General features: G+C 67.1%; 14 protein-coding genes. 4 read left to right on the top strand and 10 right to left on the bottom strand.

What is annotated here, in order from left to right:
* Positions 1 to 21 precede the first annotated feature (21 nt).
* Genes KYC_RS16940 through dnaE form a run of 4 tightly spaced genes read right to left on the bottom strand, consistent with a single transcriptional unit; the run spans position 22 to position 6213 of the window.
* On the bottom strand, positions 22 to 774 hold the full coding sequence (locus KYC_RS16940) for a glycosyltransferase family 2 protein (protein ID WP_008164539.1): 753 nt from the start codon (positions 772 to 774) through the stop codon (positions 22 to 24).
* Complete coding sequence (locus tag KYC_RS16935) at positions 771 to 1619, bottom strand: polysaccharide deacetylase family protein (RefSeq protein WP_008164536.1); 849 nt, start codon at positions 1617 to 1619, stop codon at positions 771 to 773. Before KYC_RS16935 ends, KYC_RS16940 begins: the two co-directional genes overlap by 4 nt.
* Positions 1616 to 2716: a glycosyltransferase family 4 protein gene (locus KYC_RS16930; protein ID WP_008164532.1), complete on the bottom strand. Its 1101-nt coding sequence runs from the start codon at positions 2714 to 2716 to the stop codon at positions 1616 to 1618. The genes KYC_RS16935 and KYC_RS16930 overlap by 4 nt, the downstream gene beginning before the upstream one ends.
* Complete coding sequence (dnaE, locus tag KYC_RS16925; RefSeq protein WP_008164529.1) at positions 2716 to 6213, bottom strand: DNA polymerase III subunit alpha; 3498 nt, start codon at positions 6211 to 6213, stop codon at positions 2716 to 2718. Before dnaE ends, KYC_RS16930 begins: the two co-directional genes overlap by 1 nt.
* Before the next feature lie 75 nt (positions 6214 to 6288).
* Here dnaE and lpxO point away from each other — a divergent pair, with 75 nt between their 5' ends.
* A complete protein-coding gene (gene lpxO / locus KYC_RS16920) occupies positions 6289 to 7188 on the top strand; it encodes a lipid A hydroxylase LpxO (RefSeq protein WP_008164526.1) in 900 nt (299 codons plus the stop codon).
* Positions 7189 to 7247: 59 nt separating this feature from the next.
* Here lpxO and hrpA read toward each other — a convergent pair whose 3' ends face one another.
* Complete coding sequence (hrpA, locus tag KYC_RS16915; protein WP_008164525.1) at positions 7248 to 11183, bottom strand: ATP-dependent RNA helicase HrpA; 3936 nt, start codon at positions 11181 to 11183, stop codon at positions 7248 to 7250.
* A 215-nt stretch (positions 11184 to 11398) separates the two neighbouring features.
* Here hrpA and argA point away from each other — a divergent pair, with 215 nt between their 5' ends.
* The 3 genes from argA (at position 11399) to KYC_RS16900 (ending at position 15194) form a co-directional block, all read left to right on the top strand.
* Complete coding sequence (argA, locus tag KYC_RS16910) at positions 11399 to 12757, top strand: amino-acid N-acetyltransferase (protein WP_008164524.1); 1359 nt, start codon at positions 11399 to 11401, stop codon at positions 12755 to 12757.
* A 103-nt stretch (positions 12758 to 12860) separates the two neighbouring features.
* Positions 12861 to 13133 (top strand): oxidative damage protection protein, encoded by a 273-nt coding sequence (locus KYC_RS16905; protein WP_008164523.1) that lies wholly within the window; start codon positions 12861 to 12863, stop codon positions 13131 to 13133.
* Between the two features lie 108 nt (positions 13134 to 13241).
* Positions 13242 to 15194, top strand: a complete 1953-nt coding sequence (locus tag KYC_RS16900) for a phosphocholine-specific phospholipase C (RefSeq protein WP_008164522.1) — start codon at positions 13242 to 13244, stop codon at positions 15192 to 15194.
* A 19-nt stretch (positions 15195 to 15213) separates the two neighbouring features.
* Here KYC_RS16900 and phoU read toward each other — a convergent pair whose 3' ends face one another.
* The 5 genes from phoU to KYC_RS16875 all read right to left on the bottom strand — a co-directional run bounded on the left by phoU (position 15214) and on the right by KYC_RS16875 (position 21598).
* Positions 15214 to 15945 carry a phosphate signaling complex protein PhoU gene (phoU, locus tag KYC_RS16895; protein ID WP_008164521.1) on the bottom strand — a complete coding sequence of 244 codons (732 nt, stop codon included), beginning with the start codon at positions 15943 to 15945 and terminating at the stop codon, positions 15214 to 15216.
* Positions 15946 to 16112: 167 nt separating this feature from the next.
* Positions 16113 to 16793, bottom strand: a complete 681-nt coding sequence (rpiA, locus tag KYC_RS16890; RefSeq protein WP_008164520.1) for a ribose-5-phosphate isomerase RpiA — start codon at positions 16791 to 16793, stop codon at positions 16113 to 16115.
* Positions 16794 to 16832: 39 nt separating this feature from the next.
* Positions 16833 to 18494, bottom strand: a complete 1662-nt coding sequence (locus KYC_RS16885; RefSeq protein ID WP_008164512.1) for an isovaleryl-CoA dehydrogenase — start codon at positions 18492 to 18494, stop codon at positions 16833 to 16835.
* A gap of 66 nt (positions 18495 to 18560) precedes the next feature.
* Positions 18561 to 20090: an amidase gene (locus KYC_RS16880; RefSeq protein WP_008164510.1), complete on the bottom strand. Its 1530-nt coding sequence runs from the start codon at positions 20088 to 20090 to the stop codon at positions 18561 to 18563.
* 113 nt (positions 20091 to 20203) lie between these two features.
* Positions 20204 to 21598: a DNA recombination protein RmuC gene (locus KYC_RS16875; protein ID WP_050814905.1), complete on the bottom strand. Its 1395-nt coding sequence runs from the start codon at positions 21596 to 21598 to the stop codon at positions 20204 to 20206.
* Positions 21599 to 21604: the final 6 nt, after the last annotated feature.

Raw genomic sequence — 21604 nt, 5'->3', positions numbered from 1 at the left:
GAGCGCAATGGCGCGTGGGTGTCACTTGCGGCTGGCGGAAAGGAACATGAGCTTGGCGTAGCGCAGGAAACTGCCGGTTGCGGCGATCACGGCCAGCACCAGGCCGTGGCGGCCGTCAAGGAAACCGCGCCGTATCAGATAGATGCGCACGAAGGTCCAGAATCCGTGGCCCAGCGCCCCGAAGACCGATGTGCGCCGGCCCTTGGCGTACATCATCGCTGCCGCGTCGGAGGAATAGCGGTTGACCTTGGTGATCAGGGCTTCCAGGTTTTCGTACGGGTAATGATTGAAGTAACCCTGCAACTGCAGCGGCCGCCCGTTGGCGGGCACCACTCGTTCATGCACGGCGGCGTCGGTGAAGCGCGCCGTGCCCCGCTTGAACAGGCGCAGCACGTAGTCGGGCCACCAGCCGCTATGGCGGATGTCGCGCCCGCAGAAATTGGACAGGCGGGCGATTTCGTAGGCGTCGGCCTGCGGCGCCTCAAGCACGTCCTGGATTTCACGGGCGAGTTCAGGCGTGACGCGCTCGTCGGCGTCGATGGACAGCACCCAATCGCCGGTGGCCAGGTCAAGCGCGCGATTTTTCTGAGGCCCGAAGCCGGGCCAGTCGGACGTCACCTCGACCCGGGCGCCCAGGGCCTGCGCCAGCTCTACAGTGCCGTCCGTGCTGCCAGAATCCACCACGATGAATTCGTCGGCGAATACAACGGACTTGAGGCAGGCGGCGATGTTCGCCGCTTCGTTCTTGGTGATGATGATGACTGATAGCTTCATCCGCGATTCCTAAGACGCTTTTTCCAGGCCTTCCAGGCGTGATAGCGCGGGCCCCAGAACGGGTCGCGCGACAGCCAGATACGGCGGTTCAGCCAGGAGCCGCCCTGATTGCGCACCGCGAACCGATAGATGTGTCCGGGGTCCGCGCCAGGCGTGTTCTGGCCGAAAGGGTCGGTAGTGTACAAGTGGCGAAAACCCGCCTGGCGGGCGGCGGCCACGTAATCCGGGTCGAAATAGCCCTGGGGCCAGCAGAGATGGTCGCTGGCCGCGCCCAGCCGCCGGATCAGGGTGTCGCGGGAATCGTGCAGTTCCTGCGCGATGTGCTCGCGCTTGGCGTTCACGTCGGCGCCGCAGACCTTGTCCCAGCGCGTATGCGTGTGCGTGTGCGAATGAAATTCGAAGGTGCCCGCCGCCTGCATGGCCTCGATTTCGCTCCAGCGCAGCATGGCCTCGTCGGCGCGGCCCGCCGCCACCAGCTGCTTGCAGGCGTCATGGTCGGGCGTCGCGGGCAGCGCCTGCCCTTGTCCGGCATGGGGACGGACGGGCCCGTCGCCGATCCAGCCCGTGATGGTGAACAGCAGCGCGCGCATGCCATGGCGCGCCAGGATCGGATGCGCGTGCACCCAATTGTTCAGGTAGCCGTCGTCGAACGTGATCAGCACGGAACGCTCGGGCACGCTTGCGCCGGCCAGATAGCCGGCGAACTGCGCGGCGGTCAGCGACTGGTAACCGGCACGCGCCAGCCGCGCGATCTGGGCTTCGAAGACATCAGGCGTGGCGGCGATCATGCCGCCGGCCGGCGTGACGTGGTGGTACATCAGCACCGGAACGTTGGGCGCGTTCATCCTCGGCGCTCCGCCAGCCATTTGGTGTAAATGGCCTCGGTATTCTCGGCCAGGCGGGCGGGCGAAAACACCCCTTCTTCCCAAACCATGCGGCGGCCCTCGTCGCCCATGCGCCGGCGCAGGACCGGGTCGTCGATCAGGCGCTCAAGCGCCTGGGTCAGCGCGGCGGAATTCTTGGGCGGAACCAGAAAGCCGGTTTCGCCGTGGCGGAACATCTCGGATACGCCGCCCACGTCGGTGCCGACTACGGGCAAGCCGCTGGCCTGCGCCTCGACATAGACGGTGCCGGACGCTTCCTGCTGCGTCGCCAGGGCGAAAAGGTCGAACCCCGCCAGCAGGTTGGGGACATCGCGCCGCGTTCCCATCAGGTGGATGCGGTCCTGCAGCTTGCGTTCGGCCACATAGGCCTGCGTCTGCTCGAAGACCGGCGAACCGGCGCCGACAAACACCAGGTGCAGCTTGGGACGGACCGCCATGAGCGGCGCGATGGCGTCGATCAGGTCCTTGTGACCTTTCGTGGCGCGCATGACGGCCACGCAACCCACGACGATGTCGTCGTCGGCCAGACCCAGTTCGTCGCGCAGGGTGGAACGCTCCACTGGCGCGGGCAGCACGATGGGCGAATACACGGTCGCCACCTTCTCGGCCGCCACACCGCGGCTGATCAGGTATTCGCGCACGTGGTCGCTGACGGTGGTGACCCGGTGCGGAAGGATGGTGTAGGACCACATCGACCCGACCTTGTTGGACAGGTGCCGGGTGCGCACGATCAGCGGTGTCCCCGCCAGCCGGCCGGCCAGGGCCGCGATTACGGTGTCGCGCCGGCTGTGCGTGTTGAGCACGTCGAAGCGCCCCTGCTTCAGGATGGCACGCACGGCCATCACGCCCTTCACGTAATTCGCGGGCCCGTCCATCCTGATGGCATGAACGGTGAATCCGGCTTCGGACAGCCGCCCCGCCAGCAAGCCCTGCGGTTGACAGATTGCCTCGAGATGATGGCCGCGCGCGCGCATCGCCGTCATTTCCTTGAAGATCCGGCCTTCCTGGCCGCCGAAATTGGTGGCGGCCTCGGAATGCACGATACGCAGGCTGGGCATCAGTAGGTAACCTCCACGCCGTCCGGCTTGGTCCAGTCGTTCAGGTTCGCCAGGAGCGTGTCGGCCATGCGGACGCGCCATTCCTCGCCGAGCCTGACCGTGCACAAGAAATTGTTCTTGGTGTAGACGATGTCCACCGGCACGCCGGGAATGCCGTTTTCGGGTTCGGCTCGGAACGGGTTGAGCATCTGGCGCAGGCGGGCCGCGTCGGCACTGCCGTTGAGCTTGACCCGCAGGGATTTGGCGCGGGCCTCGCGCGCCAGTTGCAGGTCATAGAGCTGCTCGGCCACGATGCGCATGCCGCCGGAGTAGTCGTCGTTGCTGACCTTGCCCTGGACGATGACGAGCTGGTCCTCGCGCAGCCGGTTGCGGTGCTTTTCGTAGAGTTCGTTGAAGACCGAGATCTCGACCTGCGCGGTGCCGTCGTCCAGCACCGCGAAGACCATCTTGCCGCGGCGGGTCATCATGACGCGCACGCTGGCCAGCACGCCGCACATCCATTGCAGGTCTCGCTGCGGCTCCACGCGGACGAGCTGCATCGGCACGATGCGGCGCACTTCGTCGCGCCACGCGTCGAAGAGGTGGCCGCTGTAGTAGTAGCCCAGCGCGGACTTTTCTTCCGTGAGCTTCTTGTGCAGGTCCCAGGGCGCCACCTTGGCCAGCTCGCCGGCCACCACGTCGCCGCTGTCGTCGCCGAACAGCGACGCCTGGTTGGCGCTGCGGGCGGCCTGCTCGGCCGCTTCCATGGCGGTGGGCACGGAGGCCAGCATCGCGGCGCGGTTGGGTTCGATGGTGTCGAACGCGCCCGCCTTGATCAGGGCCTCGATGGTGCGGCGGTTGACGGCCTGCTTGCTGACGCGGCGGCAGAAGTCGAACAGGTTGAGGAACGGTCCGCCTTCCTTGCGCGCGCGCAGGATGTCTTCGACGGCGCCCTGGCCAGTGCCTTTGACGGCGCCCAGGCCGTAGCGCATCGTGCGCGGCGGTTTGCCTTTTTCGGTGTGCTTGTCGGCGACCGGCTCGAAGCGGTATCCCGAGAAATTGACGTCGGGCGGCAGGACTTCGACGCCGTTGTCCTGGGCGTCGCGGCAGAAGATCTGGACCTTGTCCGTGTCGTCCATGTCCGAGGACATGGTGGCGGCCAGGAATTCGGTCGGGTGGTAGGCCTTGAGCCAGGCGGTCTGGTACGAGATCAGCGCGTACGCGGCCGAGTGCGACTTGTTGAAGCCGTATCCCGCGAACTTCTCCATCAGGTCGAAGAGCTTGACCGCCAGATCCGGATCATGGCCCTTTTCCTTGGCTCCCTTTTCGAAGAGCTCGCGGTGCTTGGCCATTTCCTCGGGCTTTTTCTTGCCCATGGCGCGGCGCAGCAGGTCGGCGCCGCCCAGCGAGTATCCCCCGATGATCTGGGAGATCAGCATCACCTGTTCCTGGTAGACGATGACGCCGTAGGTGCTCTTGAGCGTGGCCTCCAGGTCGGAGTGGAAATAGTCCACGGCAGCGCGGCCGTGTTTGCGGTTGACGAAGTCGTCCACCATGCCCGATTCAAGCGGCCCCGGACGGTACAGGGCCAGCATGGCGATGATGTCTTCGAACGTGTTGGGACGCAGCTTCTTGAGCAGTTCCTTCATGCCGCGCGATTCCAGCTGGAACACCGCGGTGGTGTTGGCGTCGCAGAGGATCTTGTAGGCCGCCGGATCGTCCAGGGCAAGCGCCATGACGTCGAAGTCGCGCTTGTCTTCGTTGAACTGGCGCACGTAGCGCACGGCCCAGTCCAGGATCGTCAGGTTGCGCAGGCCCAGGAAGTCGAACTTGACCAGGCCCGCGGCTTCGACGTCGTCTTTGTCGAACTGCGAGACCGCGCTGTTTTCCTGTCCAGGCTGGCAATACAGCGGGCAGAAGTCCGTGAGCTTGCCGGGCGCGATGAGCACGCCGCCCGCGTGCATGCCGATGTTGCGGGTCAGGCCTTCCAGGGGCTTGGCCAGGTCGACCAGCGAACGGACCTCTTCTTCCTGCTCGTAGCGGTCCTTGAAGGCCGGTTCGTCCTTCAGGGTGCGTTCCAGCGTCCAGGGATCCATCGGGTTGAACGGGATCAGCTTGGACAGCCCGTCGCAGAACATATAGGGCATGTCCAGCACGCGGCCGGCATCGCGCACCACGGCCTTGGCGCCGAGCGTGCCGAAGGTGGCGATCTGGCTCACGGCCGCGCGGCCGTACTTTTCCTTGACGTAGTCGATGACCCGTTCGCGGTTGTCCTGGCAGAAGTCGATATCGAAGTCGGGCATGGAAACCCGCTCGGGATTCAGGAAGCGCTCGAACAGCAAGTCATAGCGGATGGGATCCAGGTCGGTAATGCCCAGCGCATAGGCCACGAGCGAGCCGGCGCCCGAACCGCGCCCCGGTCCCACGGGCACGCCGTTGCTCTTGCCCCAGTTGATGAAGTCCTGCACGATCAGGAAGTAGCCGGGAAAGCCCATCTGGATGATGGTCTTGCATTCCCAGCGCAGGCGTTCGTAGTACTGCTCGCGCTTGGACTCGCGTTCGGCCGGGTCCGGAAACAGGAACTCCATGCGCTTTTCCAGCCCCTGCTCCGACAGCTGGACCAGGTAATCGTCCAGCGTCACGCCATCGGGCGTCGGGAAGTTGGGCAGGCGCGGCTTGCCCAGCACCAGGCTGAGATTGCAGCGCTTGGCGATTTCCACCGTGTTGGCCAGCGCAGAGGGCACATCGGCAAAGCGCCGCGCCATTTCTTCCGAGCTGAGCAGGTACTGCTCTTTGGAGAACCGGCGGACGCGGCGCGGATTGGCGAGAATTTCGCCTTCGGCGATGCAGACGCGGGCCTCGTGCGCCTGGAATTCGAATTCGTCCAGGAATTGCACCGGGTGCGTGGCCACCACCGGCAAGCCGGCCTCGGCCGCCAGCCGCATGGCGGCCTGGCAATAGCCTTCGTCGCCGTCCATGCCGGCCCGCTGCAGTTCAATGTAATAGCTGCCCGGGAACAGCAGCGCCCATTGGCGCGCCAGCGCAAGCGCCGACACCGCATTGCCGGCGTCCAGCGCCTGTCCCACATCGCCCGCGCGCCCGCCCGACAGGGCGATCAGGCCTTCCTGCCCTTGCAGCCATTCGCGGCGGATTTCGGCGCGGCCCTTGCCCTGGTTCGTCAGGAAGGACTTGGAAAGCAATTCGCACAGATTCAGGTAGCCCTGGTGGTTACGCACCAGCAGCAGCAAGCGGAACGGCTTGGCCGGATCCTCGTCATTGGTGATCCAGACGTCGCAACCCGCGATGGGCTTGACGCCCGCGCCGCGGGCGCCTTTGTAGAATTTGATCAGCCCGAACAGGTTGGACAGGTCGGTCAGCGCGACGGCGGGCTGGCCCAGCTTGGCGACGCGCTTGATGAGATCGGGAATGCGCACGGTGCCGTCCACGACCGAGAACTCGGAGTGAACGCGCAGGTGAACAAATGGGGTCGGATTGGAGGACGTAGCGGCTTCGGACATGGCGGAATTGTACCTAGCGCTTATGGGACAATACACCCGATACCGCACTTCCTCGTGGCAGAACGAGATTTACGTATGAAATGGCTAATTCCCGGAATCTGGCTTGCCGCCATCTTGTTCGCGCACTTTCGCGGACGCGTCAAGCTGCCCCTGGGCCGGCAACTGCTGGACCACTCCGTCCTGCTGGCTCCCATCAACGCCTTCATGGTGCTGACCTCGCGGGTGCCGTCCACCCCCTACCTGACGACGAGCGAAATCGCCGAGCTCAAGGTGCTGGACGACAACTGGGAGACCATCCGCGAGGAAGCCATGCAAATGGCCGAGCTTCGCCGGATCAAGGCAGCCGACACCCATAACGACATCGGCTTCAATTCCTTTTTCAAGTACGGCTGGAAGCGGTTCTACCTGAAGTGGTACGACGCCCGCCACCCGTCGGCGGAAGAACTCTGCCCCAAGACCGTCGCCATCCTGAAGACCCTGCCCAAGGTCAAGGCGGCGATGTTCGCCGAACTGCCCCCCGGCGGCCAGCTGAATCCGCACCGCGATCCGTTCGCGGGATCGCTGCGCTACCACCTGGGCCTGGCGACCCCTAACGACGACGGCTGCCACATCATCGTGGACGGCGAACATTACAGCTGGCGCGATGGCGAAAGCGTGGTGTTCGACGAAACCTACGTGCACGAGGCCTACAACAAAACGGGCGAAAACCGGATCATCCTGTTCTGCGACGTCGAGCGCCCGCTGAAGTGGCGCTGGGCCGAACGCTTCAACCGCTGGTTCGGGCGCGTGGTCATGTCGGCCGCCAGTTCGCCCAATGACGGCAGCGACCAGACCGGCGCCATCAACAAGCTGACCCACGCGCACTGGGTGATCGACCAGAAGCGCAAGGCCTTCAAGGCGTGGAACCGCAACGTCTACAAGGCCACCAAGTATGGCCTGATCATCCTGGTGATCGCCGGGTTCCTGGCGCTGTAGCCAAGCCGGAAAAAACAAGGGCCGCAAGTAATTGCGGCCCTTGTTTCATGCGGCGCCGGCTAGCGCTGCAAGGATTCCCAGCTCTTCATCAGGCGCTTGACCGAAACCGGCATGGGCGTGCGCAGCTCCTGCGCGAACAACGCTACCCGCAACTCTTCCAGCAGCCAGCGGAACTCGTCGAGCCGGGGATCGGGCGCGCCCTTCAGCGCCGATCGCGCACGCTGGTACTGCGTGACCAGCGGCGCCATTTCCGACACCAGCTTCGCATCCCGCGCCGGATCGGCCCGCAGCTTGTCGATGCGCGCCACCGCCGCCTTCAGGTAACGCGGGAAATGCGACAGTTGCGCGTACGGCGTATCGCGGATGAACCACTTGGGCATCAGCGCGCCCAGTTGCTGTTGCAGGTCGGCATAGGCAGCGGCATGCGGCTTGGCTTGGGGCAGCTTGCGCTGCAGCGCTGCGTATTCGGTCAGCACGCCCCCGGCCAGCCTGGCCACTTCCTGGGCCAGCAGGCCCAGCCGGCCCTTGCCTTCCGCGCGCCGGGCCTCGAACTGCTGCTCGTTCACGGGCCAGGGCTCGGCCAGGCAGGCCTGCCCGAGCGCGCAGTCGATGATCTGATCGCGCAGCTCTTCCTGCGTGCCCAGCGTCATGTACAGCATGCTGATCTTGGTGAGATCCGTCAGGTTCTTTTCCAGGAACTTGACCTGTTCGCGCAATCCCAGCCGGAACAGCTTCAGCAGGCCCGCGCGATGGTGCTTGCGCGCTTCGTCGGGATCGTCGAACACGTCCAGGTCGCAATGCGCGCCACGGTCCACCAGCGCCGGATAGCCAATGACGGACTGCCCGCGGCGCTTGATTTCCATGATCTCCGGCAGCGGCCCGAAGGACCAGGAGGTCAGGTTCTCGTGCGCCAGCGCCTGGGCGACCTGCGTGTCGCTGGCGGCCAACTGCTGGAACGTAGCCTGGGCCTGCTTGCCGAACTCGGCGCGCAACTGCGCCAGATTGCGGCCGGCGGCCAGCATGCGGCCGTGCTCGTCGACCACGCGGAAGTTCATGAAAAGGTGGGCCGGCAGGGTCTCGAGCTTAAAGTCGCCCACCGCCGGGCGCACCTGCACCTGATCCCACATGTCGGCAATGATGGCGTCCACCAGGCCCTGCTGCGGATCGGCCAGCCGGTCGAACCAGCGGTCGTAGAAGCCCGCCGCGTAGTCGGGCAGCGGCACGCAATGGCGGCGCAGCTTCTGCGGCAGCGACTTCAGCAGCAGGTGCACCTTTTCCTTCAGCATGCCGGGCACCAGCCATTCGCATCGCGCCGGATCAATCTGGTTCAAGGCGAACAGCGGCACCGCCAAGGTGACGCCGTCGCGCGGGGAACCCGGCTCGAAGTGGTAGTCCAGCGCCATGGACACGCCCTGCCATTCGACCTTCTTGGGGAAGACGTCCGTCGTGACGCCGGCCGCCTCGTGGCGCATCAGCTCGTCGCGGGTCAGCATCAGCTTGGCGGCGGACGCCTTGTCCAGGCCGTTGACCCATTTTTCCAGCGACGCCGTCTGCGAGATGTCGGCGGGCAGCTGACGGTCGTAGAAGGCGTAAATCAGTTCATCGTCCACCAGGATGTCCGGGCGGCGGGTCTGATGCTCCAGCTTTTCGATGCCTGCGATCAGCTTGCGGTTGTGCGCCACGAAAGGCAGGCGAGTATCAATTTCGCCCGGCACCAGCGCCTGGCGGATGAAGAGTTCGCGCGCATGCGTGGGATTCACGCGGCCGTAATGGATGCGCCGGCCCGTGTAGATGGCCAGGCCGTAGAGCGTGGCGCGCTCGTTGGCCACGACCTGCCCGGCCTTCTTTTCCCAGCGCGGATCCGACCAGTTCTTGCGGATGAGGTGCGCGCCCGCCTTTTCGAGCCACACGGGGTCGATGCGCGCCACGCAGCGCGCATATAGGCGCGTGGTCTCGACCAGTTCCGCGGCCATGATCCAGCGGCCGGCCTTCTTCACCAGCCGCGAGCCCGGATGAATGTGGAAGCGGATCTCGCGGGCGCCTTGATAGTTGCCGCCTTCGTCGCTCTTGAAGCCGATGTTGCCCAACAAGCCGGACAGGAGCGCCATGTGCAGCTGCTCGTATGTCGCTTCGGACTGGTTGACGCGCCAGCCCTGCTCGCCCACCAGCGCCGCCAGCTGCGTATGCACGTCGTGCCATTCGCGCAGCCGGATCGGCGACAGGAAGTTCTGCCGCAACAGGCCCACCAGCTTGCGCTGCGAGGCCTTGTGCTGCACCTGTTCACCGTACCAGCGCCACAGTTTCAGGAAGGAAATGAACTCCGACTTGTCATCGGCGAACTTGGCGTGCGCAGCCTCGGCCGCCTCGCGTTCCTGCATGGGCCGGTCGCGCGCATCCTGCACGGACAGCGCCGACGCGATGATCAGCATTTCGGCCAGGCATTGATGTTCGCGCGCGGCCAGGATCATCCGGCCGATACGCGGGTCCACCGGCAGCTTGGCCAGTTCATGACCGGTGCGCGTCAGCACGTAAGCGGCGCCGGTGCGCCCGGCGTCGTTGTCGTCATCGGACGCCGTGGCCAGCTCGATCGCCCCCAGCTCCTGCAGCAGATGGTAGCCGTCGGCCACCGCCCGTCCGGGCGGCGCCTCGACGAACGGGAATTGCTCGATGTCGTCGAGCTTCAGCGACTTCATCCGCAGGATGACCGACGCCAGCGACGAGCGCAGCACTTCCGGATCGGTGAAGGCCGCACGGTTGTTGAAGTCCAGCTCGTCGTAGAGCCGGATGCAAACGCCCGGCCCCACCCGGCCGCAACGGCCGGCGCGCTGGTTCGCCGAGGCGCGGCTGATGGGCTCGATGCGCAGCTGTTCGACCTTGTTGCGCCAGGAATAGCGCTTGATGCGCGCCAGGCCGCTGTCGACCACGAAGCGGATGCCCGGCACCGTCAGCGAAGTTTCCGCCACGTTCGTGGCCAGCACGATGCGCCGCGCATTGCCTCGCGGACGGAAAATCTGTTCCTGCTCGGCCTGCGACAGGCGGGCAAAGAGCGGAAGCACCTCGGTTCCGGCCGGATGCCGTTTGCGCAGCGCCTCGGCGGATTCGCGGATTTCCCGTTCGCCGGGCAGGAACACCAGCACGTCGCCGGGTCCATGCCGCGCACATTCGTCCACGGCGTCCACGATGGCGTCGATCAGGTCGCGTTCCTCGTCGCCCGACATGCGCTCGCGGTCGCGTCCGGCCTTGGCCGCTGGCGCCGCGCCTTCCTCGGCGGCGGCCTCCTCGCGCACCGGGCGGTAGCGGACCTCGACCGGGTAGAGGCGGCCGGACACTTCGATCACGGGCGCGGGCTTGTCCTCGGACGCCGCGAAATGCTTCGCAAAGCGTTCGGCGTCGATGGTGGCCGACGTGATGATCAGTTTCAGGTCCGGGCGCCGCGGCAGCAGCTGCTTCAGGTAGCCCAGCAGGAAATCAATGTTCAGGCTGCGTTCGTGCGCCTCGTCGATGATGATCGTGTCGTAGCGCCGCAGAAGCGGATCGCGCTGCGACTCGGCCAGCAAAATGCCGTCCGTCATCAGCTTGATGGACGCATTGGGCCCGGTGCGGTCGTTGAACCGGACCTGGTAGCCGACCACTTCGCCCATGGGCGTGTTCAGCTCTTCGGCGATGCGCTTGGCCACCGAGGTCGCGGCCAGCCGGCGCGGCTGGGTATGGCCGATCATCTTCTGCCGCCCGCGGCCCAGTTCCAGGCAGATCTTGGGCAGCTGGGTGGTCTTGCCCGACCCGGTTTCGCCGCTGACGATCACGACCTGGTGGCCGGCGATGGCGCGCGCGATCTCCTGCCGCCGCGCGCTGACGGGCAGGTCTTCGGGATAGGTGACGGCGGGAATGGGCCGTTCTGGGCGCGGGCCGCGGGGCGCGCCCTGCGCCGGCCCGGCGGTTGCGGGAGCCGCCGCGGCAGCGGCCCGGGGCGCCCGCGGGCGGGTTGATTCAGGCATGTACGATAGTCCGGTTAGCCCGGCATTATAAATTTCCCTGAGCCCCTGAATGGCTTCCAGGTCGAAAGCCGAGAAATCCGGCACCAAATATGGCCTGATTTCCCCCCTGCGCGCGCTCGCGGCGGTCATATAATTTCGCCACGCCGCCGCATGGCGGCGCAAGGCGCGGCAAGGCGCCGCGCTCCAACTCATCATCAGGAAGCCCTCCAACCATCATGCCCGACCTGGAACCAGACACCGTCTCCGCCCTTGAAGCCCCCGAATTCGCCGCTGCGCAGTTTGTGCGATGGTTCCGAGACGTCGCGCCGTACGTGCACGCGTTCCGAGGCAAGACCTTCGTGGTGGCGTTTGGCGGCGAACTGGTGCAGGCCGGCGCGCTGAACGCGCTGGTCCAGGACCTGTCCCTGCTGTCTTCGCTGGGGATCCGACTGGTGCTGGTGCACGGTTCGCGTCCTCAGGTCAATGAACAGCTGCGCCTGAAAGGTTTCACGCAGCAGTTCGACCGCGGCCTGTCCCCCACCGACGCCGCGGCCCTCGAATGCGCCAAGGAGGCCGCCGGCGAGATCCGCCTGGACATCGAGGCGGCGTTCAGCCAGGGCCTGCCCAACACGCCCATGTCGCACGCGCACATCCGCGTAATCTCGGGCAACTTCGTCACCGCGCGCCCCGCCGGCGTGCTGGACGGCGTGGACTACAAGCACACCGGCCAGGTCCGCAAGATCGACATCGAGGCGCTGAAGTTCGCCATCGAGAAAGGCTCGTCGGTCGTGCTGCTGTCGCCGCTGGGCTTCTCCCCCACGGGAGACGCCTTCAATCTGGCCATGGAAGACCTGGCGACCAGCGTTGCAGTGGGACTGCGCGCCGAAAAGCTGATCTTCCTGTCCAGCTCTCAGGGCGTGCTGAACGAAGACGGCACGCTGGACACCGAACTGGCCCGCGTCGACGCCGACGCGCTGCTCGCCGCCGGCGAACTGGACGAGGAAACGCATTCGTTCCTGCAGTACGCGTCGCTGGCCGTCAAGCGCGGCGTGGCGCGCGCGCACCTGCTGCCCTTCGAACTGGACGGCAGCGTCCTGCTGGAAATCTTCACCCACGACGGTGTGGGCACCATGGTGGTCGAGGACACGCTGGACGATCTGCGTCCCGCCACGATCGACGACGTGGGCGCCATCCTCAGCCTGATCGAACCGCTGGAGGCCGACGGCACGCTGGTGCCGCGCCCCCGCAGCGTGGTCGAGCGCGACGTCGAAAACTTCACCGTGCTGGAGCACGACGGCGTCATCTATGGCTGCGCGGCGCTGCATGCGTTCCCCGACGAGCAGATGGCCGAAATGGCCTGCCTTATCGTGCACCCCGAATGGCAGGGGTCGGGCGAAGGCGAGATCCTGTTGCGCCACATGGAGTCCCGCGCCCGCGCCTCGGGCGCCAAGCGGCTGTTCGTGCTGACCACCCGGACCTCGCACTGGTTCATGAAGCGCGGGTTCGTGCAGGGCGGCATCGCCGATCTGCCCCGCGAAAAGCAGAACAACTACAACCGTTCCCGCAACAGCCTGGTCTTCATCAAGAAGCTCTAGGAAAGGCCCGCGGACCCAATCCGCGGAACCTGAAGGGGCTTGGCGCCCCGTGGACGCCAAGCCCGCTAAAATGTGGCGTTATTCATTTTTCCGGCAGCGAACCATGGCCCGTATCGTCAACTGTGTAAAACTGAAGCGTGAAGCCGAAGGGCTGGACTACCCGCCCTACCCCGGCGAAGTCGGCACGCGAATCTGGCAAAGCATCTCCAAGGAAGCTTGGGAAGACTGGAAGGGCGTGCAGACCCGCCTCGTGAACGAAAACCGCCTGAACCTGGCCGACGCCCGCGCGCGCAAGTACCTGCAGCAACAGATGGAACGCTACTTGTTCGAAGACGGCAGCGTCGAAGCCGACGGCTACGTCCCGCCCTCGGCCTGATCCCGCCGCGTCGCCCCCCGCGGCACGCGCCCCCAAGCCCCTCGCTCGCGAGGGGCTTTGTGTTTGGTGCCTTAAGATTCAAATACCGTTGGCCGTATTAGTGCTGTCATGAAAGAAGAATCGCGCGCGTTCATTCCCGGCACCCCGTCCCCCACCATCAGGCGCGCCCTGCAGATCGAACCCGATCGCAAGACCGGCACGCTGGCAGACGTGCGCCACGTCGTCATCCTGATGCAGGAAAACAGGTCTTTCGACCATTATTTCGGCACGCTGCCCGGCGTGCGCGGTTTTGCAGATCCGCATCCCGCGCCTACCGCCACCGGCACCGTCATGACGCAGGCGGACGGCGAGACGCGCTGCAGCCCCTATTCGCTGCAGGCGGAATACGCCAGCGACATCCCGGTGGGCTACATCACCCCGCATACTTGGGACGATGCGCAACGGGCCTGGAATGATGGCTGCATGGACCAGTGGCTGTCCGCCAAGAGCCGGCTGGGCATGGGCGCCTACCGGAGCGCCGACGTGCCGTTCCAGACCGCGCTGGCGAACGCCTTCACCCTTTGCGACGCCTACCACTGCTCGATGCAGGCGGGCACCAATCCGAACCGGCTGTTCCTCTGGACCGGCACCAACGACCCGCAGGGCCTGGCCGGCGGCCCGGCCCTGGTAAACACGTTCGACCGCCTGGGCCCCGCGGACGAAGGCTATGCCTGGACCACCTACCCCGAACGCCTGCAGGCGGCGGGCGTGGACTGGCGGATCTACCAGGACATGGCGGACAACTACAACGACAATCCGCTGGCCGGCTTCAGGCAATACCGCGAGCAGCAGGCGGACACCGCCACCGGCGCATCCCTGCGCGGCCGGGCGCTGTCCACCCGCACGCTGGACGACCTGGCCCGCGACGTTGCCGACGGCGCGCTGCCCGCCGTGTCGTGGATCATCGCGCCCGCGGCGGACTCCGAGCACCCCGAAGTCTCCTCCCCCGGCCGGGGCGCCGCCTACACCGAACGGGTGCTGGACATCCTGACCCGCCACCCCGAGACCTGGAGCCGGTGCGTGTTCTTCGTCACCTACGACGAGAACGACTGCTTCTTCGACCACATGCCGCCGCCGGCGCCTCCGGCCCGGCGCTCCGACGGCCAGTCGGGCGGCCTGTCCACGGTCGACCTCGACGGCGAATACCATGACGCGCGCCACGGCCCCAGCGCGTCGACCCCGGACGACCCGCCCGGCCTGCACGGGCGCGGCTTCGGCCTGGGACCGCGCGTGCCCATGCTGGTGGTTTCACCCTGGAGCCGCGGCGGCTGGGTCAATTCGCAGGTGTTCGACCACACCTCCGTCATCCGCTTCCTGGAGGCCCGCTTCGGTGTGGCCGAGCCCAACATCAGCCCCTGGCGGCGCGCGGTGGCGGGCGACCTGACCTCGGCGTTCGACTTCGCGGGCGACCGGGGTCCCCATCACCCCGACAGCATCCGCCATGCCTGCCCCCTGCCCTATGCGTTGGAGGCCGTCGGACGGATGACCGCGGACGGCGAGCATTACCGGCTGACGTTGCGCAATTCGGGCAGCGCGGGCGCCGTGCTGCATGTCTACGACCGCCACGCGCTGACGCAGCCGCCGCGGCGCTACACCGTGGGCGCGGGCGCGCGCCTGGACGACGGCTGGCGGTTGGGAAGCGGCGGCGCCTATGACTTGTGGCTACTGGGGCCCGACGGCTTTCACCGGCAGTATCGCGGAGATGCGCAGGACGCCGGCGTGCTGGAAGCGCAGCTGGTGCCCGTGACATCGGGCCTGCGCCTGCGGCTGGTCAACCACGGCGATACGCCGCAGCCGGTCAGGGTGGAATCGAGAATGGCGGACGGCTGGCGCGCCATGGCGCACGTGTCCGCGGGCGGCGCGGTCGAGCTGAAGTACTTGGGCTGTGAAGGGTGGTACGACCTGGAGGTCGTGGCGCCCGCGCTGCCGGCCTTCGGGCGCCGGCTGGCGGGACGCATTGATGGCGGCAAGCCTGGCGTGCCGGATCCCCGGCTATGCCAGGGAGCGGCGCTGCCGCCATAACGGCGGCAGCGTTTTTCGCTTACTTCTGGTCTGCGGAGTCCTCGGACTCTTCTTCGCCGCGCGCCAGGCGTTCGGTGTTCTTCACGCCGGTATGACGCACATCGGCGCCCTTGACCATGTAAATCACGCGTTCGGACATGTTCTTGGCGTGGTCGCCGATGCGTTCCAGCGCGCGGGCGATGAAGATCATGTCGATGGCGCGCGAAATGGTGCGCGGATCTTCGATCATGTAGGTGATCAGGTGGCGCAGCGCGCCCTTCCATTCCTTGTCCACTTCCTTGTCGCTGCGCACGACGGCGGCGGCCAGGATGGGATCAAGGCGGGCAAACGCATCCAGCGCCTGGTGCAGCATGGTGCGCACGTTGGCGGCCATGTGGCGCAGTTCGATCACGGGAATATGGCGCAGTTCGCCCTCGTGGACGCGGCGCGCGACGGTGGCGACCTTTTCGGCCTCGTCGCCCGAACGCTCCATGTCGGTGAGCATCTTGGATACGGCCATCAACATGCGCAGGTCGATCGCGGTGGGCTGGTGACGGGCGAGGATGCGGCTGATGCTTTCGTCGATCTCAACTTCGTGGCGGTTGACTTCCTTTTCCCGCTCACGCACCTTTTCGACCAGCGACAGATCGCCGCTGGCCAGCGCGTCGATGGCCTCCTGGATCATGGCTTCCACCACGCCGCCCATCTGCAAGAATTGCGAACGGACGCTTTCCAGATCGGCGTCGAACTGCTTGTTTGTATGCTCCGTCATCCGGGCTCCCTGCGTGGTTGATCTCATTGCATTGCCCCGAAATTGAGAGAGGTTACGAGATGGGCCTGCACAACCCGCAAGGTTATGACCCAAGTGTGACAGGATTATGAATGGGGGCCCCGCCGCCCGCAAGACGGGCCGGCGGGCGCCGCGGGCGGACCCGGAAATCAGGAACGGCGGTCGAGCCGGCGGATGCCGCTCTGGGTGGCCAGCAGCGCAACGTCGGCGCCGGCAAGGGCGAACAGGCCGCAGGTCACGACGCCGGGCAGGTTGTTGACGCGGGCCTCGAACGCGGGCGCATCGCTGATGGACAGCCCGGACACGTCCAGGATGATGTTGCCGTTGTCGGTGACGAATCCGTCACGCAGCTTGGGCTGGCCGCCCAGCGCGACCAGCGCGCGGGCGACGGACTCGCGCGCCATGGGAATCACTTCCAGCGGCAGCGGGAACTTGCCCAGCGTCTGCACGAGCTTGGATTCGTCGGCGATGCAGATGAAGCGCTCAGCGACCGACGCCACGATCTTCTCGCGCGTCAGCGCGCCGCCGCCGCCCTTGATCATGTGCAGGTTGGCGTCGATCTCGTCGGCGCCGTCCACGTAGATGGGCATGGACGACACGTCGTTCAGGTCCAGCACCTTCAGGCCATGCCCGGCCAGGCGCGCCGCGCTGCGCTCGGAGCTGGCCACGGTTCCGCCGATCCGGCCCTTGAAACGCGCCAGGCCGTCGATGAACAGGTCGGCCGTGGATCCGGTGCCCACGCCGATGATGACGTCCGGGCCGGCGGCCTGTTCGACGAATTCCAGGGCGGCGTCTGCGGCTTGCTGCTTGAGTTCTTGCTGGGAGAGCATGGCGGTAGAAATGCGGAAAAGTTGCTTGAGCCAGGAAATTTAGCACGCGGCGGCGGGCCACGCCCTTGCCAGGATCGCCTGGGTATCGACGCCGGCGGACAGTTCGCCGAACATGTGCCCGCCCGCCTGCAGGCGGCTGCCGACGAACGCCTGCGCCACGGCGTCCGGCGCATGCTGGATCAGCAAGGCCGCCTGCCACAGCCGCGCCAGCCCGCCTGCGACACGGCGCGCGTGGAATTCCGCCTGCGCGCCGTCGGCAAGCAGCTGCTTCCAGCGATCCACTGCCTCGTCGAACGCCCGGTGCTGGCCTGCGGCGCGCGCGAACTCGGCCTCGAGCGCCGGCAGGGCCTCGGATTCGCGCTGCAGGGCGCGCAGCACGTCCAGCGCCATGACGTTGCCCGAGCCTTCCCATACGGAATTGACCGGGGTCTCGCGGTAGAGCCGGGGCATCGGCCCCTCTTCCACGTAGCCGTTGCCGCCCCAGACCTCCATGCACTCGGCCACCGCGGCGACCGCGCGCTTGCAGACCCACAGTTTGGCGGCGGGCGTGCCGACACGCACCAGGGCCCGCGCGCCCGCACCGGCGCGTTCGTCCACGGCGCGCGCCAGCCGCATGCCCAGGGCCATCGCCGCTTCGCTTTCCAGCGCCAGGTCGGCCAGCACGTTGCGCATCAGGGGCTGGTCGATCAGCGCCTTGCCGAAGGCGTGCCGGTGCAGCGCGTGATGCGCCGATTGCGCCAGCGCCTGGCGCAAGAGCGCGGCGCTGCCCAGCACACAGTCCAGGCGCGTGGCGCCGGCCATTTCCAGCAGCACCGCCAGGCCGCGCCCGGGTTCGCCGACCATGACGCCCCAGGCCTCTTCGAATTCGACTTCCGCGCTCGCGTTGCTGCGGTTGCCCAGCTTGTCTTTCAAGCGCCGCACGCGCACGGCGTTGCGCGGACCGTCGGGAATCCAGCGGGGCACGAAGAAGCAGCTGAGGCCCAGGTCCGTCTGCGCCAGCACCAGATGCGCGTCGGCCTGCGGCACCGAGAAGAACCACTTGTGGCCCACCAGCTGGTAGGCGCCGCCGCGCCCCGGCGCACCCAGCGGCGTGGCGCGGGTCGTGACAGCGCGCAGATCGGAGCCGCCCTGCTTTTCGGTCATGCCCATGCCGATCAGGGCGCTGCGCTTGGCAGACAGCGGCGCATCGCTGCCGTCGAATTCGCGGGCGTACAGCGCCGGCAGCCACTGACCGGCAAAGTCCACCGCCCCAGCCGGTTCGCGCTGCAACAGGGGCACGGCGGCGAAGGTCATGGTGGTCGGACACAGGGTCCCCGCCTCGACCTGGCCCTGCATCAGATAGGCCGCGGCGCGCGCCGCGTGGGCGCCCGGAGCCGGCTGCATCCAGGCGCGGCTGTGCAGCCCGCGCGCCATGATGCCGTCCATCAGCAGGTTCCAGGAAGGATGGAATTCGATGCGGTCGACGCGGTGGCCGGCGCGGTCGTAGGACAGCAGGCGCGGCGGGCAGCGGTTTGCCTCGGCGCCGGCCGCCAGCGTCTGCGCCCGGCCCAGCCAGGCGCCGTGCGCATTCAGGTCGCCTGCCCAGGCGTCGGCGCCTTCGCGGCGCACCGCCTCGCGCAGGGCCGGGTCGGTGTCGTACAGGGAATAGTCTTCCAGGGGCGGCACCTGGTTGAGCACGGTATGCGTCGCGAACGCTGACATGGCAACTCCCTGTTTCGATCGGCCGATGCGCCGCCGGCCCGCGCGGCGCGCATCGCTGCGTGGACCTTATCTGGCCATGGGCGCCGTCAGGGCCCAGGGCCGCAAGGCCTCGACCTGCGCCGCCAGTTCAAGCAGCAGCGCCTCGGAACCCAGCGGCCCCATGATCTGGATGCCGATGGGCAGACCGTCAGTGGACATCCCGAAGGGGATGGAAATGGCGGGCATGCCGGTCAGGTTGGCCAGGGGCGCGAAGGGCGAATAGCCGATGACGCCCTTCTTGCCCAGACGGTAGGCCAGGTAGTCGGCGTTGTCCATCGCATAGCGGCCGATGGGCGCGGGCGGCTGCGCCAGCACCGGAGACAGGAACAGGTCATGGCCCTGGGCGCCGTCGCGATGCAGGAAGCGGCCGACGCGCCGGGTGATTTCATGGCAGGTGTCGACACAGGCCACGTATTGCGCGCCGGAGATCGCGCGGGCGTACTCGCGCGCGCCCAGCGTCGTGGGCTGCAGTTCATCGGCGGCCAGGCGCTTGCCGCGCGCGGCCACGAAGCTGTCAATCGCGTTGGCCGCCGCGCTGGCGATCAGCGGCAGCATGGGGGACAGGACTTCCTCGGATCCCACGGGCGGAGCCGCCTCCACCAGTTCGTGCCCCAGCGAGGCAAAGAAGCGCGCGGCCTCGTCGAGCGTCGCGGCGACGTCGGGATGGATGGCGGCGCCCTCGTATGTGGTGTTGATGAAGGCGATGCGGCGGCGCGTGGCCGATCGGGGATCGGCCGCCACGCGCGCCACGACGTCGCGGTAGGAGTCCGCGGGCCCGGCGGGCGCCGCATAAGGCGCGCCCACGTCCGCGCCCGCGCTGATGTCGAGCGACGCCGCGCAATCGCGCACCGACAGCGTCATCATGTGTTCGGTGGCCAAACCGCCCCAGCCTTCGCCCTTGAGCGGGCCCAGCGGCATCAACCCGCGCGAGGGCTTCAGGCCCAGCACGCCGCAGCAGGATGCGGGGATGCGGATCGAGCCGCCGCCGTCGCTGCCATGCGCAATGCGCACCATGCCGCTGGCCAGCGCCGCGCCCGCGCCGCCGCTGGATCCGCCCGCGCTATGGCCGGCTTTCCAGGGATTTTGCGTGGGAGGGCCATAGGCCGGGGACTCGGTGGTGGGGCTCAGGCCCAGTTCAGCGCTGGTGGTGCGGCCAAAGGGGATCAGGCCGGCGCGGCGGTAGCGCTTGACGATTTCGGCGTCGAGATTCCATTCGACATGGCCGTACAGCACCGACCCCATGGCGCTGGGCAGGCCGATGGCGGCCGTGGCCAGGTCTTTGAGCAGCGTGGGCACGCCCAGGAACGGACGGTCGCGCAATTGCGCCAGGCGCTGTTCGGACGACAGGGAAGCCAGTTCGGCGTCCAGCGCCTGGGCCAGGCGCAGGCCGGCCTCCGCCTCCACGCCGCAAGCCGCGTTGATCGCGGGATTGCGGGCCGCCACCCGGTCCACCGCCTGCTGCATGGCGGCTAGCGCCGTCGTGGCCCCCTGGGCGATGTCGGCGCCCAGCGCCGTCGCGTCGAGGGAAGAGGAATCATGGCGTTCGGCGGTGCTCATGCTTGCGATGCTCCTGGGATCGACGGCGAAATGCCGTAAGCATGAGGATATCGGCAGTCAGGGCGGGCAACAAGCCGCCCCCAGGACGCGCCCGCCGTCTTCGCCTTGGCGGATCAGGTCGGGCCCGCGGTCGGCGCGCCCCCGTCCTCGGCGTCGTCGTCCGCATCTGCCGGATCCGCCGCGCCCGTTCCGCCCAGCAGCCTCATGGCATCGGCTTCGGGCAACGCTTCCACGCTTTTCAGGTTTCTGAGCATTGCGCGGGTACGCACTTCGGTTTGACCGATCTTGTTGCTGGCGGTGTCCAGCGTTTTCTTGACGCTTGCCAGCGCTTCGCCAAACTTGCCGAATTCGGTCTTGACGGCCCGCAGCACCTGCCAGACTTCGGAGGATCGCTGCTCGATCGCCAGCGTGCGAAAGCCCATCTGCAGGCTGTTCAACAGCGCCGCCAGATTGCTCGGCCCCGCCACATTGACCCGCAGCTCATGCAGCTTGTCCAGCAGGCCGGGCCGCCGCAGGACCTCGGCATACAGGCTTTCCGTGGGCAGGAACATGATGGCGAAATCGGTGGTGTGCGGCGGCGCGATGTACTTGCCGGCGATCAGGCGCGCCTGCACCTCTACCGCCCGGCCCAGTGCGGCGCCGGCCGTCCTGACGCCTTCGGCGTCCGCGGCTTCCTGGGCGTCCATGAGACGCTCGTACTCTTCCTTGGGAAACTTGGCGTCGATCGGCAGCCAGACCGGGGCGCCGCCGTCGCCGCGGCCCGGCAGGCGGATGGCGAATTCGACCGCCGCGTCGCTGCCCGGCACGGGCTTGACGTTGCTGGCGTACTGGTCTGGCGTCATGTTGTCTTCGATCAGCCGGGCCAGCTGCACTTCGCCCCACGTGCCGCGCGACTTCACGTTGGTCAGCACCCGCTTCAGGTCGCCGACGCCGGCCGCCAAGGCCTGCATTTCGCCCAGCCCCTTGTGCACGGCTTCGAGGCGATCGGACACGAGCCGGAAGGATTCGCCCAGGCGCTGCTCCAGCGTCGCGTGGAGCTTTTCGTCGACCGTGCGGCGCATTTCGTCGAGCTTGGCCCCGTTTTCCGTCTGTAGCGTTTGCAGACGCTGATCCACCGTGGCGCGCACTTCCATCAGGCGCCGTTCGTTGATCTGGATGAGCCCCTGCAATTGCTCGGAAAACCCTGCCGCGAAACGCGCCAGCGACTCGGCGGATTCCGCCCGTGCAGCCTGAGCGTCGCGCGACAGGCCGGCGCGCAGGTCGCCATGCGACTGCGACAGTTCCACCCGGAGCGCGCGCGTGGATTCCGCAAACTCGCTGCGCAACCCTCGCTGGCCCTCGGCGATGTCGGCGCGCAGCGCGCGTTCGGTTCGTTCCAGTCCTTCAAGCAAGGCGTCCAGGCGGGCATCGGACGAGGACGGCCGCAGCCAGGCCAGCACCGCCGCCAAAAAGGCCAACACCGCGCCGCCCGCCGCGACCCAAAGCAGAATGTCGTTCAAGGAAACCATCTCCAA

The sequence above is a fragment of the Achromobacter arsenitoxydans SY8 genome (genome assembly GCF_000236785.1).
Lineage (GTDB): Bacteria > Pseudomonadota > Gammaproteobacteria > Burkholderiales > Burkholderiaceae_B > Achromobacter > Achromobacter arsenitoxydans.
The sequence above is the reverse complement of the archived record's forward strand: the minus strand, read 5'-3'. Positions and strand labels throughout refer to the sequence as shown.